Origin of the sequence: Chryseobacterium sp. WLY505 (genome assembly GCF_030846215.1) — a bacterium.
In the GTDB taxonomy this organism is placed as follows: Bacteria; Bacteroidota; Bacteroidia; order Flavobacteriales; family Weeksellaceae; genus Chryseobacterium.
In genome coordinates this window covers 1-16762 of record NZ_JAVCWI010000003.1, presented here as the reverse complement: position 1 = coordinate 16762, position 16762 = coordinate 1, and the positions used below count along the sequence as shown (strand labels likewise).

The 16762-nt window shown below is 37.3% G+C and carries 13 protein-coding genes; 7 read left to right on the top strand and 6 right to left on the bottom strand.

The genetic code is table 11. The features are described from left to right. The 5 genes from RAH34_RS08550 (at nt 1) to RAH34_RS08530 (ending at nt 6252) form a co-directional block, all read left to right on the top strand. Nucleotides 1-3057, top strand: a complete 3057-nt coding sequence (locus RAH34_RS08550) for a DNA polymerase III subunit alpha (RefSeq protein WP_306595852.1) — start codon at nt 1-3, stop codon at nt 3055-3057. 87 nt (nt 3058-3144) lie between these two features. Further along, entirely contained in the window at nt 3145-3420 is a 276-nt protein-coding gene (locus RAH34_RS08545) for a hypothetical protein (RefSeq protein WP_306595851.1), read from the top strand. A gap of 224 nt (nt 3421-3644) precedes the next feature. Further along, nucleotides 3645-4505, top strand: coding sequence for a hypothetical protein (locus RAH34_RS08540; RefSeq protein WP_306595850.1), 861 nt, complete (start codon nt 3645-3647; stop codon nt 4503-4505). Nucleotides 4506-4516: 11 nt separating this feature from the next. Beyond that, nucleotides 4517-5329 (top strand): hypothetical protein, encoded by an 813-nt coding sequence (locus tag RAH34_RS08535; protein WP_306595849.1) that lies wholly within the window; start codon nt 4517-4519, stop codon nt 5327-5329. Between the two features lie 11 nt (nt 5330-5340). After that, nucleotides 5341-6252 (top strand): hypothetical protein, encoded by a 912-nt coding sequence (locus RAH34_RS08530; RefSeq protein WP_306595848.1) that lies wholly within the window; start codon nt 5341-5343, stop codon nt 6250-6252. Here the strand turns inward: RAH34_RS08530 and RAH34_RS08525 are convergent, their stop codons facing one another. From RAH34_RS08525 to RAH34_RS08515, 3 genes are read right to left on the bottom strand one after another with little or no spacing between them, the layout of a single operon-like run. Continuing rightward, nucleotides 6253-7812, bottom strand: a complete 1560-nt coding sequence (locus RAH34_RS08525; protein WP_306595847.1) for a helix-turn-helix domain-containing protein — start codon at nt 7810-7812, stop codon at nt 6253-6255. Between the two features lie 12 nt (nt 7813-7824). After that, nucleotides 7825-8436 (bottom strand): YdeI family protein, encoded by a 612-nt coding sequence (locus tag RAH34_RS08520; protein ID WP_306595846.1) that lies wholly within the window; start codon nt 8434-8436, stop codon nt 7825-7827. 5 nt (nt 8437-8441) lie between these two features. Continuing rightward, on the bottom strand, nt 8442-9575 hold the full coding sequence (locus RAH34_RS08515) for a serine hydrolase (RefSeq protein WP_306595845.1): 1134 nt from the start codon (nt 9573-9575) through the stop codon (nt 8442-8444). 99 nt (nt 9576-9674) lie between these two features. Between RAH34_RS08515 and RAH34_RS08510 the strand changes: the two genes are divergently transcribed. Beyond that, on the top strand, nt 9675-11003 hold the full coding sequence (locus RAH34_RS08510; RefSeq protein ID WP_306595844.1) for a M48 family metalloprotease: 1329 nt from the start codon (nt 9675-9677) through the stop codon (nt 11001-11003). A gap of 67 nt (nt 11004-11070) precedes the next feature. Here RAH34_RS08510 and RAH34_RS08505 read toward each other — a convergent pair whose 3' ends face one another. The 3 genes from RAH34_RS08505 to RAH34_RS08495 all read right to left on the bottom strand — a co-directional run bounded on the left by RAH34_RS08505 (nt 11071) and on the right by RAH34_RS08495 (nt 15188). Then, entirely contained in the window at nt 11071-12600 is a 1530-nt protein-coding gene (locus RAH34_RS08505; protein ID WP_306595843.1) for a hypothetical protein, read from the bottom strand. Nucleotides 12601-12704: 104 nt separating this feature from the next. Then, the gene (locus tag RAH34_RS08500; protein WP_306595842.1) at nt 12705-13538 is read right to left on the bottom strand and encodes a hypothetical protein; all 834 of its coding nucleotides are present in this window, start codon (nt 13536-13538) and stop codon (nt 12705-12707) included. Nucleotides 13539-13646: 108 nt separating this feature from the next. Next, nucleotides 13647-15188, bottom strand: coding sequence for a glycine--tRNA ligase (locus RAH34_RS08495; RefSeq protein WP_306595841.1), 1542 nt, complete (start codon nt 15186-15188; stop codon nt 13647-13649). A gap of 301 nt (nt 15189-15489) precedes the next feature. On the opposite strand from RAH34_RS08495, the gene RAH34_RS08490 reads away from it, so the two are divergent. After that, nucleotides 15490-16197: a pseudouridine synthase gene (locus tag RAH34_RS08490; protein WP_306595840.1), complete on the top strand. Its 708-nt coding sequence runs from the start codon at nt 15490-15492 to the stop codon at nt 16195-16197. The last annotated feature ends 565 nt before the right edge of the window (nt 16198-16762 follow it).

The following is a 16762-nucleotide window of genomic DNA, read 5'->3' as shown; positions in this document are numbered from 1 at the left end:
ATGTTTATTAATTGTCATTCTTTCCACAGCCTTCGTTATGGAACATTATCCGTAGAAGAATTGGTACAGCAGGCACATTCATTGGGTATTAAAGAGTTGGTATTAACAGATATCAATACGATTACTGCTATTTATGATTTCAAGAAAGAATGTGAAAAGGCAGGAATTAAACCTATTGCCGGAATTGAGGTCAGAAAAGAAAACAGGCTGCTTTATATTGCTGTGGCAAAAGAGTTCTCCGGGATTGGTGAAGTTAATAAAATGTTGACAGATCACAATTGCTATGGAGGGGAACTTTCTGAAACAGCTCCTGTATTTAAAAATGTTTTTATTGTTTATCCGATAGATAATATCCCTTTAACGCTAAAAGATAATGAGTGTATTGGAATCCGGGAAGAAGAACTGAACCTATTGATCCGTCCTGAATTTAAAAGGTTGATTCCGAAAATGGTGGTTCTTCATCCGGTTACATTCAGCACTAAAAAAGAATATAATCTTCATAAAATATTAAGGGCTATTGATAATAATACCCTGTTGTCGAAACTGAATGAACAGGATATTTGCGGGAAATCGGAATATTTTACATCCGAAGATTTAATCATCAGCACTTTTCAAAGGTATCCTGAGGTGATAAAGAATACCAGAAATTTGCTGGAAGCCTGCAGTTTTGAATTTGATTTTGAAAAAGTTAAGAACAAACAATACTATACTAAGTCCAAAGACTCTGACGCTAAACTTTTAAAAAGGTTAGCTTATTTAGGACTTGAAAAACGTTATGGTAAAGATCATGAAATCGCAAAAATAAGAGTAGAGAAAGAACTGAAAGTAATTGATGAACTCAACTTCTGCTCTTATTTCCTCATTACCTGGGATATTGTAAGATACAGTAACAGAATGGGGTTTATGCATGTAGGACGTGGAAGCGGAGCCAACTCCATTGTCAGTTATTGTATCGGTATTACAGATATATGTCCTTTGGAGCTTGACCTTTATTTTGAAAGATTTCTCAACCTTAACAGGAAAAGTCCTCCCGATTTTGATATCGACTGGAGCTGGCAGAACAGGGATACAATTTTGGAATATATCTTTAACAGATATGGGAAGGATCACGTTGCTTTTTGTGGAACAAACGTTGAATTCAAATATAAATCCAGATTCAGAGAGGTTGGGAAAGCTTTTGGGCTGCCTAAAGATGAGTTGGATGAACTGACGAAAAAGCCAATGGAAGTTCACGAAACGAATTCTGTCGTACAAACGATCCATACATACGTCAGGCTGATGGAAAGGTTTCCCAATCAAAGGAGTATGCATGCCTGCGGAATTTTAATCTCGGAAGAACCTATTACAAACTATTCAGCCCTCGAAATGCCACCGAAAGGATTTCCAATTGTTCAATTTGATATGAATGTGGCAGAAGATGTTAAATTAGAGAAATTTGATATTCTGTCTCAAAGAGGTCTGGGAACAATAAAGGATACCGTAGATCTTATTAAAAAAACAAGAGGAATTGATGTTGACATTCGTGATACAAGCATTTCCAAAGATGAAGAAAAAGCCAATGAATATTTGGCAATAGGAAAAACGATCGGCTGCTTTTACATAGAATCTCCCGCCATGCGTGGGCTTTTAAGAAGATTGCAATGTGACAATTACAGAATCCTCGTTGCTGCTTCTTCTATTATCAGACCTGGAGTAGCACAAAGTGGTATGATGCGGGAATACATTTTCAGGCATAATCATCCGGATCAGTTTGAATATTTTCATTCTGTTTTTGAGGAAAATCTAAAAGAAACGTATGGCATTATGGTATATCAGGAAGATGTAATTAAAATTGCACAATATTTCGGAGGACTTACTCATGCTGACGGTGATATTCTGCGTCGTGCGATGAGTGGAAAAGAGCGATCAATTGAAAAATTGAATGAAGTAAAGGTCAACTTCTTTAAATCCTGTCAAGAGCAGGGGCATTCTGAAGCGCTTACTGCTGAGGCTTTTCGTCAGATTGAGTCTTTTGCCGGCTATTCCTTCTGTAAAGCACATTCGGCTTCTTATGCGGTGGAAAGTTACCAAAGTCTTTATCTGAAAGTATATTATCCATTGGAGTTTATGGTTTCTGTGATCAATAATCAGGGAGGATTTTACCGCACCGAAGTCTATATCCATGAAGCAAAAATGTCAGGCGGAAATGTTCAGGTTCCTTGTGTGAATTCAAGTGAATTCCAGACTACGTTAAAGGGGAAAGATATCTTTTTGGGATTAATGCTTTTGGAAGGATTAGAAACAAAAATTGCCCACGGAATTGTGGAAGAACGGGAAAAGAATGGGGATTATAAATCACTGGAAGATTTTATTAAACGTATTCCGATCGGTATTGAAACAATCCAGATCTTAATTTTTATTGGAGCATTCAGGTTTACGGGGAAACCTAAAAATGAGCTTTTGGTTGAAGCCCGGTTGTTATTGGTCAATTTTAAACCGGAACAAAGAGGGCTTATGCTGATTGAAGAACCCGTTCAGGAGTTTAAACTTCCGCAGTTAAAAAGAGAACCGTTTGAAGATGCTTTTGACGAAATTGAACTCATTGGCTTTCCTGTTTCATGTAGCCCTTTCGACTTGTTACAGACCCGATACAGAGGTTCTGTGTTTGTAAAAGATTTATTGAAGTTTCATAAAAAACAAGTGAAAATGTTGGCTTATCTGATTGCCAGAAAACATGTCCCAACGAAGAAAGGAGAAATGTATTTCGGAACCTGGATTGACGCAAATGGAGATTATTTTGATACCGCACATTTTCCGGACAGTCTGAAACAATATGGTTTTCAGGGAGGAGGATGCTATTTGCTTTTGGGAACAGTAGAAGTAGATTATCATTTTCCCACAATTACCATCCATAAAATGGCAAAAATGCCGATGATTCCCGATCCGCGTTACTCTTATGATAGAGAAAGACAATATGATATTCATCAACAGATTAAGGAAGATGTAAGTATGACTCATAGGAAACCTTATCCACAGACACATGAGATTGGGCTGCCAAGGCATCGGATAGTAACATAATATCTTTTATATCAATTTTAGATTTCATTGACGTTATTTTAATTCAAAAATTCTGCTTATTTTTCTCCTTTTATTATTTCTTATTGAATGGAAAATAAAATACCTGAGATCAATAATTTAGTACACAAATTTGCGCTGGAAGATCTTTCCGGGTATGAATTTGTGGATTATTGGGATGCAGATACTACAGCTTTAGGACTGAAGAAGGGTAATGTTCTCATCTATATTTCAGCATACGACTATTATAAAACCAATGGCTATGATATCATTATTGAGGAACTTGAAACAGGAGCAATATTGAAATCGGAAGATAATAGATCATACGATGAACTTATTAATGACATTCAATTTTTTCTGAAATAATATTTTTCTTCAAAAAACATAGATTCCTTAAAAATTTCTATTGAAATAAAGTTTTGATTTTATTTTAAATAGTAAAATTCCGTATTTTGGTAATGTAAAACATTGTGTTATTTTATTGTTTTTCAATTGATTATGTGTTTGTGGTGAATGTGGGGCTATTGCAGGAGATCTGCTTTTACATTTATCTTTGGCCAAGAATTGTACACGTTAAAACCACAAATTACATGAAAAATCTAAGTATTTTGATGAAGGGAATACTGTTTCCTTTGTGCTTCTCGATAAGTTATTCAAAAGCGCAGGTAGGTATTAATACATCAAACCCTCAAACCACTTTCCATGTAGATGGAGCAAAAGATAATCCCTCATCCGGAGCTCCATCTTCTATCCAAATAGCCAATGATGTTGCTGTCACTTCTGCCGGAGAAATAGGGATTGGAACCTTAACGCCAGCTGCTAAAATAGACACCCGTTCAGCATCAAATTCAGACAACTCAATCGGAATAGGAGAGACCAGCCAGACCGCCTCAGCGGCAGGTGGAGGTGCTGTAAGATATAATCCGCTGAATGGTGGAAAAATGCAGTATTCTGATGGTGTGATATGGCAGGACCTTATTTCTTCCCCTACCAAAGCGGTAGTTGTTGCCAATCTTCAGGCAGCCAACTTTGCCGTAAAAATTCCCTATCAGGTTTCTACAGGTGTTGCGGGATGGACGGAAGTTTCCGATCCAACAGGGAATTTTACTCCCGGAACAGGTGTTTTTACAGCGCCAAGAACCGGAGTGTATCTTATTTCTTTTACCTATGACTTTGTAAGAATCCCTATCGTTTCAGGCTATTTTTCAGAAGCAAGATATGTTGTGAATGGAAACACTACGGTAAAGAAATGCGTGAAATCTTACTCGAATATTTCAAAACAGGCACAGGTGGCGGGATCGTGTGTTGCCGGAGTTCAGCTGAATAAAGGAGATACGCTTCAACCCTATATCTATCAGTCTGTTTATAACGGAAACCTGAGCCTGAGAACAGATACATCTTCTGCAAGCAATGAATATGGCTTTGTAAATCTTTCTATTTTAGAACAATAACACATTTGAATATGAGAAAAATATTAGGACTGGCTTTGGTCATTTGCTGTGGCATAGGAATGAAAGCACAGATAGGAATCAATATGTCTTCTCCGGAAGCAACTGTACATATAGACGGGCAAAAAAATACCACTGTTTCTATACCTTCCAGCTACTACGATGATGTTGTCATTACCCAATCTGGAAATGTAGGGATAGGAACAAAATCTCCCAAAACAAGGTTTGACCTGAGATCAGGAGAACGTTTAAATGCAATAGGAATCGGAGGAACTTCACAGGCTGCTTCTGCTGCAAAGGCCGGAGCGATGAGGTATAATTCCGGAACTCAGGATCTGAGCTATTCTAACGGAACAACTTGGGTTGCATTGGCTCATAAAGCTCCCAATGATTTTGTGGATGCTGAAAATGCTTCTACACAAAACTTTAGCGATGGAGTGCAGTCTACGATTACCGACTGGACTAAGAAAACAGATGTGAATAGCAGTTTTAATGCAGCTACAGGAACTTTTACCGCTTCAAAAACGGGGGTGTATATCGTGTCATTTACCTTTTCACTGGCTTCCGGAAGCATTACAAATGATTCAAGGTATGAAACGCTTATCCAGACTAATTCAGCCTCTTCTTCAACCAATAAGGTATTCAAATGTGTAGGAAGTTACCCTGGAAGCAACACCATCGGAAATCGTGTTGCAGGAAACTGTTCCGGGATTTTTAACCTGAATCAGGGAGATAATATTACCGTAAGCCTGAATCAGAAACTGGGAAGTTCAAAAACACTGGACACAGATTCTACGCTAACTTCTTTAAGTATTTTCGGATTATAAAAAGATACATGATGAAAAAGAATTGTTTACTGATTTTAATGACTTTAAGTTTCCAGTGTGCATTTTCACAAATTGGAATCAATACTCCAAACCCGCAAGGCATTTTACATATTGACGGGCAGAAAGATAATCCTTCTTCCGGATCAATATTTACTCCAGCTCAGCAGGCTAATGATATTCTTGTAAATAATGCAGGCAAACTAGGAGTAGGAACTTTGAGCCCGGCCGTAAAAGTAGACGCCAGAAATTCCGGAAACGGAGCGATTGGTTTTGGAACTTCTACTTTAACAGCTGTTGCAGCAGATGAAGGAGCAGTACGATACAACAACGGAGTGGAATATTCCAACGGGAATGAATGGCTTCCTTTGCTGACAGCACAGCCTGCCAGTAATAAAGTAATTGTGATTGCAGCTAAAACAACGAATAACGTGAAGCTTGCAACCCCAGCCACACCAACGGTAACTGCCGGTTTGCAGAACAGGGCGAGTAATTATCTGGTAGACTGGAGTAAAACCTTTGAAAGTAACTCCGGCACGACTTTCAATGCCGGAACGGGTATTTTTACAGCACCCAGAAACGGAATTTATGTAGCCACTTTCACCACGGATCTGGCTCCGCTGGCCATTAATTATACTACTGATCCTTTAAATCCTATTCAGATAGAAGCCATCTGGCAGCTTTATGATAATACCGCAGGATTGGCTGCCACCAATATTGTCAATACAGTGAAATGCGCCAATACCATGTCCTCAAACAGTGTCGGAAATATTGATGCCGGAAGTAACTGCACCGCTTCATTCTATATGACGGCAGGACAGAGACTAATGCCTTACATCTGGTTTAATTTAAATAACTCAAACGTTGCGAATTTCTCGCTTAATAATACGGGAGGTTATAATAATCTGACCATAGCAGAACAGTAATCAGGAGATCTCATCAAGGGTTTTAATAAAAGCCGAAGGATGCAGCCCTGTGATCTTTTTGAACTCAAGAGAAAAGGCACTGTGAGAGGAATATCCCGTGATTTCAGCAAGATGATTGATCTTATATTTTCTATATTGAGGTTCGTTTTTCAACTGGGTGATAATATAATTGATCCTTAGATGATTAATGTACTGATTGAAATTGAATTTTTTATGTTTCTTAATAACCGTTGAAAGGTATTTTGTATTGATATTCAACGTGTTTGCAAGATTGTAACGAGAGATGTTTTTGTTGTTAAACTCAAGGTTTTCTTCAAAAATTCTTAATCCGTTTAGTATGTTTTCCTCTACTTCAGGCGAAATTTTTATTTCTATCGGGGTAGAGGTGTTTTTTGTCTGAATATCTTCAGAAGCTTCCTGTGGATCTTCCTCATAAACAACAGGTGAAATCCCATCTTTGTAAATTTTAGCAACTGCTTCTTTATGTATTTTTCGCAGTCGAAGGGTATTGAAAATAACGGCTCCTAAAACAATAATCAGAGTAAGACAGACAATAATAAGCCCTTTTGAAATGCTGTGGCTTTTGTTGAGCTGTTGATGAAAGCTTTCCTCTTTTTTGGATAAAGTTTTGTTGACGGCCATGGCTTTGTTGTAAGCAATGCTGTCTTTTAAGGTAAGGTTTTCAATTTTATATTTTTCGGTATTAGAATCGTCGTGGAGCTGGGCATATGCTTCTTCAAGGTTCTTGGTCACCTCAATCTTTTTTTCGTTGAAACCATACTGATCTACAATGGCCAGAGACTTCTGAAAGTACAGCACTGCACTGTCTGGTTTATTCTGTTTTGAAAAAGAAAATCCGATATCATTAAGAATGTTGGCCTGAAGATAATAATTACTTTCTCCCACTAATGAAAGAGCATTGGCAAAATAATATTTGGCTGCCCTGAATTTTTTTACTTCAGATAAATTATAACCCATATTGGTGTAAGCAGAAATCAGCAATTCATTTCGCCTGGCAGTATTTTTTAGCTTCTGAAATTCCTGAATGGCACTTTTAGAATAAAACGCCTTCTCTTTATACTGATCTTTATTGAGAAGAATCAAAAAAGAATTAAAGATCATGCCTTTCAGTTCATGTCCTTCTTCCGTATTATTGGTTTTTACTTCTGCCAGCGCATTTCTAAGACTTGTAGAAGATTCTTTAAGCAATCCGAGCTTTGCATACTGAGTTCCCTGCATTCTGTACGCCAGTGCCTTCCCAATGCTGTAATTGCTTTTTGTAGCTATTTTAAGCGCCTTATCTGCAAAATCAAGACTTTTTTCAGCATCTGATTTTAAATAGCTGTTGAAAGACTTCAAATAATAAGCCTTTGCAAGAAATTCCTGGTGGTTTCTTCTCTGGGCAGAATCAATGATCTTATTCAGAATAATTTCTGAGCTGTCAGGATTTTTAGAAGAAAGTATGCGGGCATACTTGTATTGTCCCTCAAAATCAAATGATTGAGCGAGTGTAAAAATTGAAATAATAAGGAAGAAAAAGAGAATAATTTTTTTCTTCATTGTGTGTGTTTTTTATTTTTTCTGGTACTTCCAGTTGCGGCTTTTACCTTCAGCAATCCATTCCAAAGACTGTTCCAGTCTCTTATTTCTGGTAGCTTCTGTTTTAGCTTCGGAAACCCATGCAATATACTCTTTTCTGAAAGAGGGTGAAGCTTTTTCAAAAAAATCTTTTGCTTTTGGCTGGGCATTTAATGCATCCTGAAAATAATCAGGAGTTTCCATTTCTGTTTTGGAAGGTGCCGCTTTTTTCATGGTAACGCCCATATTCGTAAGCTCCATCGCTTCTTTAATTGCTTTTTTCAGCTGAGGTTTGGAAGGAAGATCTCCGACCTGCGTAATTTTTCCTAAACTGAACATCGAATTTTTCTCAATATCCTGAGTGATCTCCTGCATGGTTTTCATTTCCTTTTCCAGCCAGAATCCAAAAGTACAGTGCTGTTTGAAAGAAGCCATAGCACAAAGATTTTTCCCTTTATAGATAAAATGCGGAAAGCTCCACTTCATGGTTTCTTCAGCATCAGGGCAGAATTCATGAACGATTTCACGAATGTAATGCAGGATAGGTTTCGCAAAATCCTGTGATTTTTCAATATAGGCATCAATTTTTGGACTGTATTTCTCCATCGTTTTTATTGGAATAATTGTACAATTTCATTAACAAGGAATTTTACCTGATCAGGTCTTCCTCTGTCATTTTTAGGGTTGTTGAAATAACTTCCGGTTTTTACAATAACCATATTATGCTCCGGAACCATAATGATATATTGGCCCTGTAATCCCAGGAAATAGTAATGTTTGATAGGGTTGTCATGATTAATCCAAAGTCCCATTCCATAAATGTTTTCAGACTTTTCTGTAGGAGTTCTCATCTGCTCAACGAAATCTGCATTAAGGATTTGCTGGTTTCCGGCTTTTCCGTCATCCAGAAATAACTGTCCCAGCCTGGCAAAATCTCTTGCATTGGAATGAATACAGCAATAAGCTTTTTCCATACCATGATTATCTGTAGTCCATTTAGCATTCTGTTCCATTCCCAAAGGAGCCCAGAACTTTTCTGATAAATAAGTTGCCAATGGCTTATCCAGTGCTTTTCGAAGAGCAAAACCAAGCAGTTGGGTAGAACCGCTCTGATATTCAAATCTGACTCCCGGTTCTTCTTTGAATTTTCTTGTGAATACAGCTTTTACAAGGCTTTTTCCATAATAGGCTTTGGCATTGGGAAGAAAAGGATTGTTGTAGTCTTCATTCCAGTCAAGCCCGGCTTCCATTTGAGCTAAATTTTTAAGGGTAACCTGATTTCCGAAGGGTTTGTTTTTAAATTCAGAATAAAAATCGGAGAATTTTTCATTTATACTTGGAATAATTCCTTCTTCCAGTGCTTTTCCCAAAAGCATCACAGTAACTGCCTTCGCCATAGAAAAAGAATTGGTTTGGGATAGCTGGTTATAGCCGCCCCAGTATTGTTCATGAAGAATTTTTCCATTCCTTATCACCACTAAAGCTGCTGTTCTGGAATGTTTTAAGTTGTCAACTAAATATTTAGGTAAGTCTGCTTTGTTGTAGTCAGCATCCTCTTCCCAGAGCCTTGGCTCTTCTGTTGCAATAGGGTTGCTGGGGAAAAGATCTCCGTCGTCGATGTATGCGCTTGACTTTCCTTTAAGGTAGGTTTTGGAAATACCACTAAATAAATAATCATATCCAAAAAAATAAGCCGCCGCTGCACCTGCTACAGCTCCACCTATCATATACTTTAGTATTCTCATTTTTTCATGAATGGGTCTTTAACAAATTTATAATAATTTGGTTATAAAATTTAAAATGAAGCAGCAAATAAGTTATTTTTGTTCTTATTGAAGAAAACTATGACCAGAAAACTTTTTGTATTGGGGTACTTCCTATTTTCAATCATGGGAATAGCCCAGATTTATAAACCGATAGATACCGCAGATTATATACAGAGAAAAGCATTTTTAAAGAGTTTTGAAGGAAATAATGAAGCAACTGTAAAGAGATTAAAGTCCCAATATTCCGGGAAAACAGGTTCTGAATTATCCAAAATTTATAAAGAATTCGGAACTGATTTTGAAAAGCAGGTGAAGAATAAGGATTTTATCTTTAAATCTGAATTTGAAACCAGTATACAATCTATGATTCTGCGTCTTAAAAAGAATAATCCTACCATTCCTCAGGACCTGAAAATTCTGATTGCAAAAGACAACACACCCAATGCTTATTGTCTTGCTGATGGAACCTTTGTGATCAACATGGGGCTTTACAGCTGGCTGAATAATGAGGAACAGATTGCTGCGGTGATTGCCCATGAGCTGGGACATAAAATAGAGGAGCATTCCCTGAAGACTTTTTTGAAAATTATCGAACAGGATAGACAGGATAAAGTGTTGGTACAGAATATAAAATCTACTACAACAAGCAGAAGCCAGGTCCAGAATCAAAAAGCTTTCGATATTTTTAAAAATACGGCCTACAAGAAAGGAATAGAAAGGAGGCAAAACGAAATGCAGGCGGATTCTCTGGGGTACGTCATCTTTAAAAACAGTGATTTCAAGAAAGCAGAATTTGTCAACGCTCTTCAGAGATTGCAGGATTTTGATACGATCTCTCCAAGAGAATTGAAGGTAGAAACGTATAAAAAAATATTTAATCTTCCCAGGCAGGCATTCAATGAAAAATGGATGAAGAAGGAAGATTTCTCTTTGTACAATTATAATTTCTATAAAGAAAAGCTGAACAAAGATTCTCTTGCTTCTCATCCTGAAGTTTCCAGAAGACTAGAAGTGCTTAAAAAGACTTTTGCAGAGCTTACAACTCCTGCTGGTTCGGAAAAACCCTCAGATCTGTTTTTAACATTAAGGAAAACAGCGAGGATGGAGATTTTACCCAATTATTTCCATTCTGAAGATTATGGACTGGGAATCTATGCTGCTATGCAGTTTTTACAGGATGAAGAGGAGGAAAAATACTATAAAAGCTGGTTGGGAAGATGCTTTTCCAAAATATATGAAGCAAGAAAAAACTATAACCTGAACCGATATCTGGACAGGATAGAACCTAAAAATCAAAGCGAGAGTTACCAGCAGTTTCTGAACTTTATGTGGAACTTAAGCCTTGATGAAATAAAGAATATCGCAGACTTTTATCAGGCCAGCGAGTCGATAGCAAAGGTAAACTGATTTTTCTATTGGCTGTAGCCAAAAACCTAAAATAAAATCCTGATGTTTAGTCAGGGTTCTTTTTGTATTAATAATTTAATTTCTCCAAACGGATCTTATTGAATTTTTCTTTCTCGTTATACTCCCGCAGCAGGATGTATCCTTCTTTTCCAACGTATGGCGTTACTGCATAATTGTCTTTTTCAGAAATTGGAATAATCTCCTGTTTGAATTTTCCATCAATAATGGTATTGATAAACAAATTCCATCTTTTCTGCCTGGTTACTTCGTCTTTTTGATAGTCACGATAGAAAAACACTACGTCTTTTCCGCCGTTGAGGTATTGTGAGAAGAGATAATCGCTGTTGACCCATTTTGATTTTTCCTTTTCAAAAACCTGAACATTTTTCACTTTAAAATCTTTATCCGTGTAGATATACACAAGATCTGTAGTCTTTGGAGCGTTGTATTGCCCTGCCGGTTTGTATTTTTCGGATAAAATACCCACACTTCCATCGTTCATAAAGTACATATCTTTGGCCTGAAGCATATAACCGCTTTCTACCATTCCATATTTGTCGACCTTGGGAAGAAAAGCAGAAATATTGGGTTCATAATTGATCGCTTTCATATCTACCGAAAAATCAGATTTGTTGAGGATCATTCTTGCAAATCCTACTGATTCTGAATCATCGTAGTTTCTTCCCAGCAGAACTATTTTATCATCAAAAGTTTTATCATTATCAAGCTTTCTGTAATTGGAGTAGAAGGATTCAATATTGTCTATTGTATCATCAGATAATCCGGTAATCGGTTTGTTGGATGTTTCTTTTCCGGTTTTCATGTCAAGAACCATCAGATTGAAGGTCTTCTGTTTGTCATTCACTTTCTTCAGGATACAGTACATATAATTTTCGTCTCTTTCCAGAACGGATAAAGTCGTGTACAGTTTTTTACTTCCGTCAGTGTTGTATTTGTATCTCCAGATTTCCTTTTTGTTGTCATCAAACCTCATGAGGCTGTTGCTGTTTTCATACTTCCCATAATCTTTGTATTCAACAGCAAAATAACCACCTTCTTTCAGTTCTCCTACCGCAGAAACGTAGTTGTAGCCTTTCTCTTTTTTCTCATCACGGTTTTCCTTACGTTGTTCTTTCCAGCTCTTCGGTTCGTTGATCTCTTTGAAAGTACCGTTTTCCAGATAATCATAATATATTTTTCGGGTAATAGAGTTGGTTTTCGGATCGATTACCATAGAAACCGGAGTAAAGATTTCTTTGCTCTTCACAAGAGAATAATCCATCATGGAAGGCTTTAAAATAATCTGACCTTTAAAATCAACATATCCCAAATAAGAAGCAGCCGTGATATCTCCCTCAAACTCTTTATTGGCAACAGGGTTGAGGTTTTTATCGAGGATAACATACTCAAACTTCTTGGTCTTATCACCGGATTTACCGTAAGAGTATAGAGAAACGTAGCCGTACAAATTATCTTTATCATCAAATAGAGCATTCATTCCTACGTGATCGCCTGCAGCGAGTGTTGTCAGGTCCTGAGTTTGGGAAAAAGCAAATGTCTGGATCAGCCCAAACATCATCAGCGTTATTTTTTTCATGGTTAAAATTTGAGGGATAAAAGTAATCAATTAACCCATATGTTGCGAAAAATAAAAAAGCCCTGAAAATAATTCCAGGACTTGCTATCTAAAGTATAAAATAATTAATAGTATTCATAAAGCCAGTTATGAGTACTTGTTCCATAACCTGAACTTTCATAAGTAGTAACAGCTTTGGTAGGATAGTTATCTCCGTTAAGCGTGTAAACTGCAGTGATTTTGTTGGTTCCATTGGATGAACCTGAATAACTCTCGGTTTGATTCAATAGATTATTATAACCTATCTGACCATCACTCACATCAAATAAATTGATCTTTACAAAACCTTTAATCCCTTTCATAGGATTATTGAAAGTGTCATAAGTATTCGTAATATTGTAGGTAACTCCGTTATAAGTATATTTGGCTGAAGCCACATTTCCTGCATTCGTTAAATTAACATCCACCTGTGCAAATACAAGATTGGAATATGTTCCTGTCGTAGGATTATAAGTTCCGCTTTTATACTCATCAAACTGAACATGGGTATCACTGAGATACTGATAGATTTTGGTATAGATAAGCGTTCCTTGCTCTTTATCAGTAATTTTCTCCGTTGAAAGCCTTCCATTAGAATAAGTGAATTCTCTCATCAGAACCAGTGTGCCCCCAATGAACTCTTCTGTTTTAGCAATATAATCTCCACTGTAAGTATAAACAACTCTATCATCATCCAGAGCATTATAAGTTTCTACAAGTTTATCGCCATTATATTTGAACTCAACCACATAGGGCTGACCTCCCGGATTGACGTCAGTTGCTTTTTTTAAGAGGTGAAGAGGACCGTTATTATTGTTATGAGAATTATTGCTGTTGTCTCTGTGGTCGGCCGGATTATCATTAGATACACAGCCTGAGAGCACTGCCACAGCCAGTGATGAAAGCATCAGTTTTTTCATGGTTATTATTAGTTTAGTTTTTTAGTCCGCTAAAAATAATCATTTTTGTGGTAGGTTGATCCGGAATGTATGAAAAATAAAAAAGCCCTGAAAAACAGGGCTTTTAAACTATAATTGAGAAAGTAAATTTCTGAAGTTTGTTTTCTCATCAATGATTCTTCTCAACTCTGAAACAGGAACTCTTTCCTGCTGCATCGTGTCTCTGTCTCTGATGGTTACGGTGTGTTCCACTAAAGAGTCATGATCCACAGTGATACAGTATGGAGTACCAATGGCATCCTGTCTTCTGTAACGCTTTCCGATCGCATCTTTCTCCTCGTAGAACAAGTTGAAGTCGTATTTCAGATCATTGAAGATCTTTTCTGCATATTCTGCTAAACCGTCTTTCTTCATCAATGGAAGAATAGCTGCTTTAATTGGTGCCAATGCCGGAGGTAATGATAAAACTGTTCTTTCTGAACCATCTTCTAACGTTTCGTCTCTTAAACAATGAGAGAATATGGAAAGGAATAATCTGTCTAAACCTACAGAAGTTTCCACTACATAAGGAACATAGTTTTCGTTTCTCTCAGGATCAAAGAACTGAAGTTTTCTTCCTGAGAATTCTTCATGCGCTTTTAAGTCGAAATCCGTTCTTGAGTGAATACCTTCCAGTTCTTTAAATCCGAATGGGAAGTTAAACTCAATATCAGCCGCAGCATTCGCATAGTGAGCAAGCTTTTCGTGATCGTGGAATCTGTAGTTCTCATCTCCCAAACCTAATGCTCTGTGCCAGTTCAGACGTTTTTGTTTCCACTGCTCGTAGAATTCAAGTTCTGTTCCCGGAGCTACAAAGAACTGCATTTCCATCTGTTCAAATTCACGCATTCTGAAAATAAACTGTCTTGCAACAATCTCATTTCTGAAAGCCTTACCAATCTGAGCAATACCGAAAGGAAGCTTGTGACGTGAAGTTTTCTGTACGTTTAAGAAGTTAACGAAAATACCCTGAGCCGTTTCAGGTCTCAGATAAAGATCCATAGCACTGTCAGCAGAAGCTCCCAGTTTTGTTCCGAACATCAGGTTGAATTGTCTTACTTCCGTCCAGTTTTTAGAACCTGTATCAGGATCTGCAATTTCAAGCTCTTCAATCAAAGCTTTTACATCAGCAAGGTCTTCATTTTCCAGAGATTTTGCCAGTCTTGAAAGAATAGCCTCTCTTTTGGCTCTGTATTCCAGAATTTTTGGATTTGTAGCCACAAACTGATCTTTATCGAAAGCATCACCGAATCTTTTCGCTGCTTTTTCGATTTCTTTATTCTCTTTATCTTCAATTTTAGCACAATAATCTTCCACCAAAACGTCTGCTCTGAAACGTTTCTTGGAATCTTTATTATCAATCAATGGATCGTTGAAAGCGTCTACGTGGCCCGATGCCTTCCATGTTGTTGGGTGCATAAGGATCGCCGAATCAATGCCGACAATATTTTCGTTAAGCTGTACCATAGCTTTCCACCAATATTGTTTGATATTATTTTTTAGTTCGGCACCGTTCTGTCCATAATCATAAACAGCGGATAAACCATCATAGATCTCACTCGATGGGAAAATAAAACCATATTCTTTAGCGTGAGAAATCACTTTCTTGAAAACATCTTCTTGCTTTGCCATAATTTTTTTACGTCTGAAATGCAAAAATAGCAATTTGGATCCAAAATCATGAGATTCAATAAAAAAAGCATTCATAAACAGACAAATATTTACAATTTAATTTTTAAGGAGCCGGGAACCCGCTCTCCGTTACAATTCCTCGCTCGGCGGCTCTGCTTCGCGCCGCCGCCTCACTGCGGGATTTTCTCTCAGATCGGGGCTATTGATAATGGAATGTCTAAACCTAACAGGTTTTGAAAACCTGTTAGGTTTACAAAGAAGGCAGCATATAATATCAGTCGAAAATCTTTACTTTTGCCGGATGTTAGAAATTCTTTATCGCGACGAGTATCTTATTGCCATCAACAAACCCAGCGGATTACTGGTTCATAAATCTTTCTATGCGGGGGAAGCCGATACCTACGCTATTCAGGAGTTGAAGAAGCAGATTGGGCAAAAAGTGTATCCTGTACACCGTTTAGACCGAAAAACTTCGGGCGTTTTGCTGTTTACTTTAGATAAAGATACCCTTAGAACCATGAGTGAGCAATTTGCATCACGGGAAGTGGAGAAAAAATATCTGGCCATTCTTCGGGGCTGGACAAAAGAAGAAGAAACCATTGATTATGATTTGGTTAATGAAAATGAAGTTAAACAAAACGCCGTTACAAACTATCGTCGTTTGCAGACTTCAGAAATAGATTTACCTTTTTTAAAACACCAGACTTCGAGATATTCTTTAGTAGAAGCAATTCCTGAAACCGGAAGATTTCATCAGTTGAGAAAGCATTTTAAACATATTCTCCATCCTATTTTAGGTTGCCGGAAACATGGCTGCAACAAGCAAAACAAATTGTGGCTTCAAACATTTGAGATCAATAAAATGACACTTCATGCCCATCAATTGATTTTCAATCATCCTGTTTCTAACGAAAGAATTACCGTAAATGCTACTATAGATGATGAATTCAAAAGAGTAGGGGATATTCTGAAATTCGATCTGAGTGCGTACTCTTCATTAAAGCCTTAAGATTTTAAATATCCTTGTCAAGGTTTTAAACCTTGACAAGGATGATGAAGGTATTTCTCTGTACCTATTGTTTTAACGCAATGCTCGCAAAGTTATTGATAAATAACTTTTATTTCCGATCGCAAGGGCACTTCGTTCAGCAAAGCCAGATAGTACGTACTTCGCTTAGTGAAACGCCCTTGCGAACCAAAATGTTTTCAGGATGGTAATATTTCTTTGCGATCGTAGCGTTAAAAAATCTCACTCATTTCAGCGTACACAGATTGTACCTATTGTTTTATCGCATTGTTCGCAAAGTTTAATTATTTCTGCTTTTTATTTCCGATCGCAGGCACTTCGTTCAGCAAAGGCTGATAGTGTGAACTTCGCTTAGTGAAACGCCCTTGCGAACCAAAATGTTTTCAGGATAATCATCTTTCTTTGCGATGGTAGCGTTAAAAATCTCACTCATTTCAGCGTACACAGATTGTACCTATTGTTTTAACGCAATGCTCGCAAAGTTATTGATAAATAACTTTTATTTCCGATCGCAAGGGCACTTCGTTCAGCAAAGCCAGATAGTACG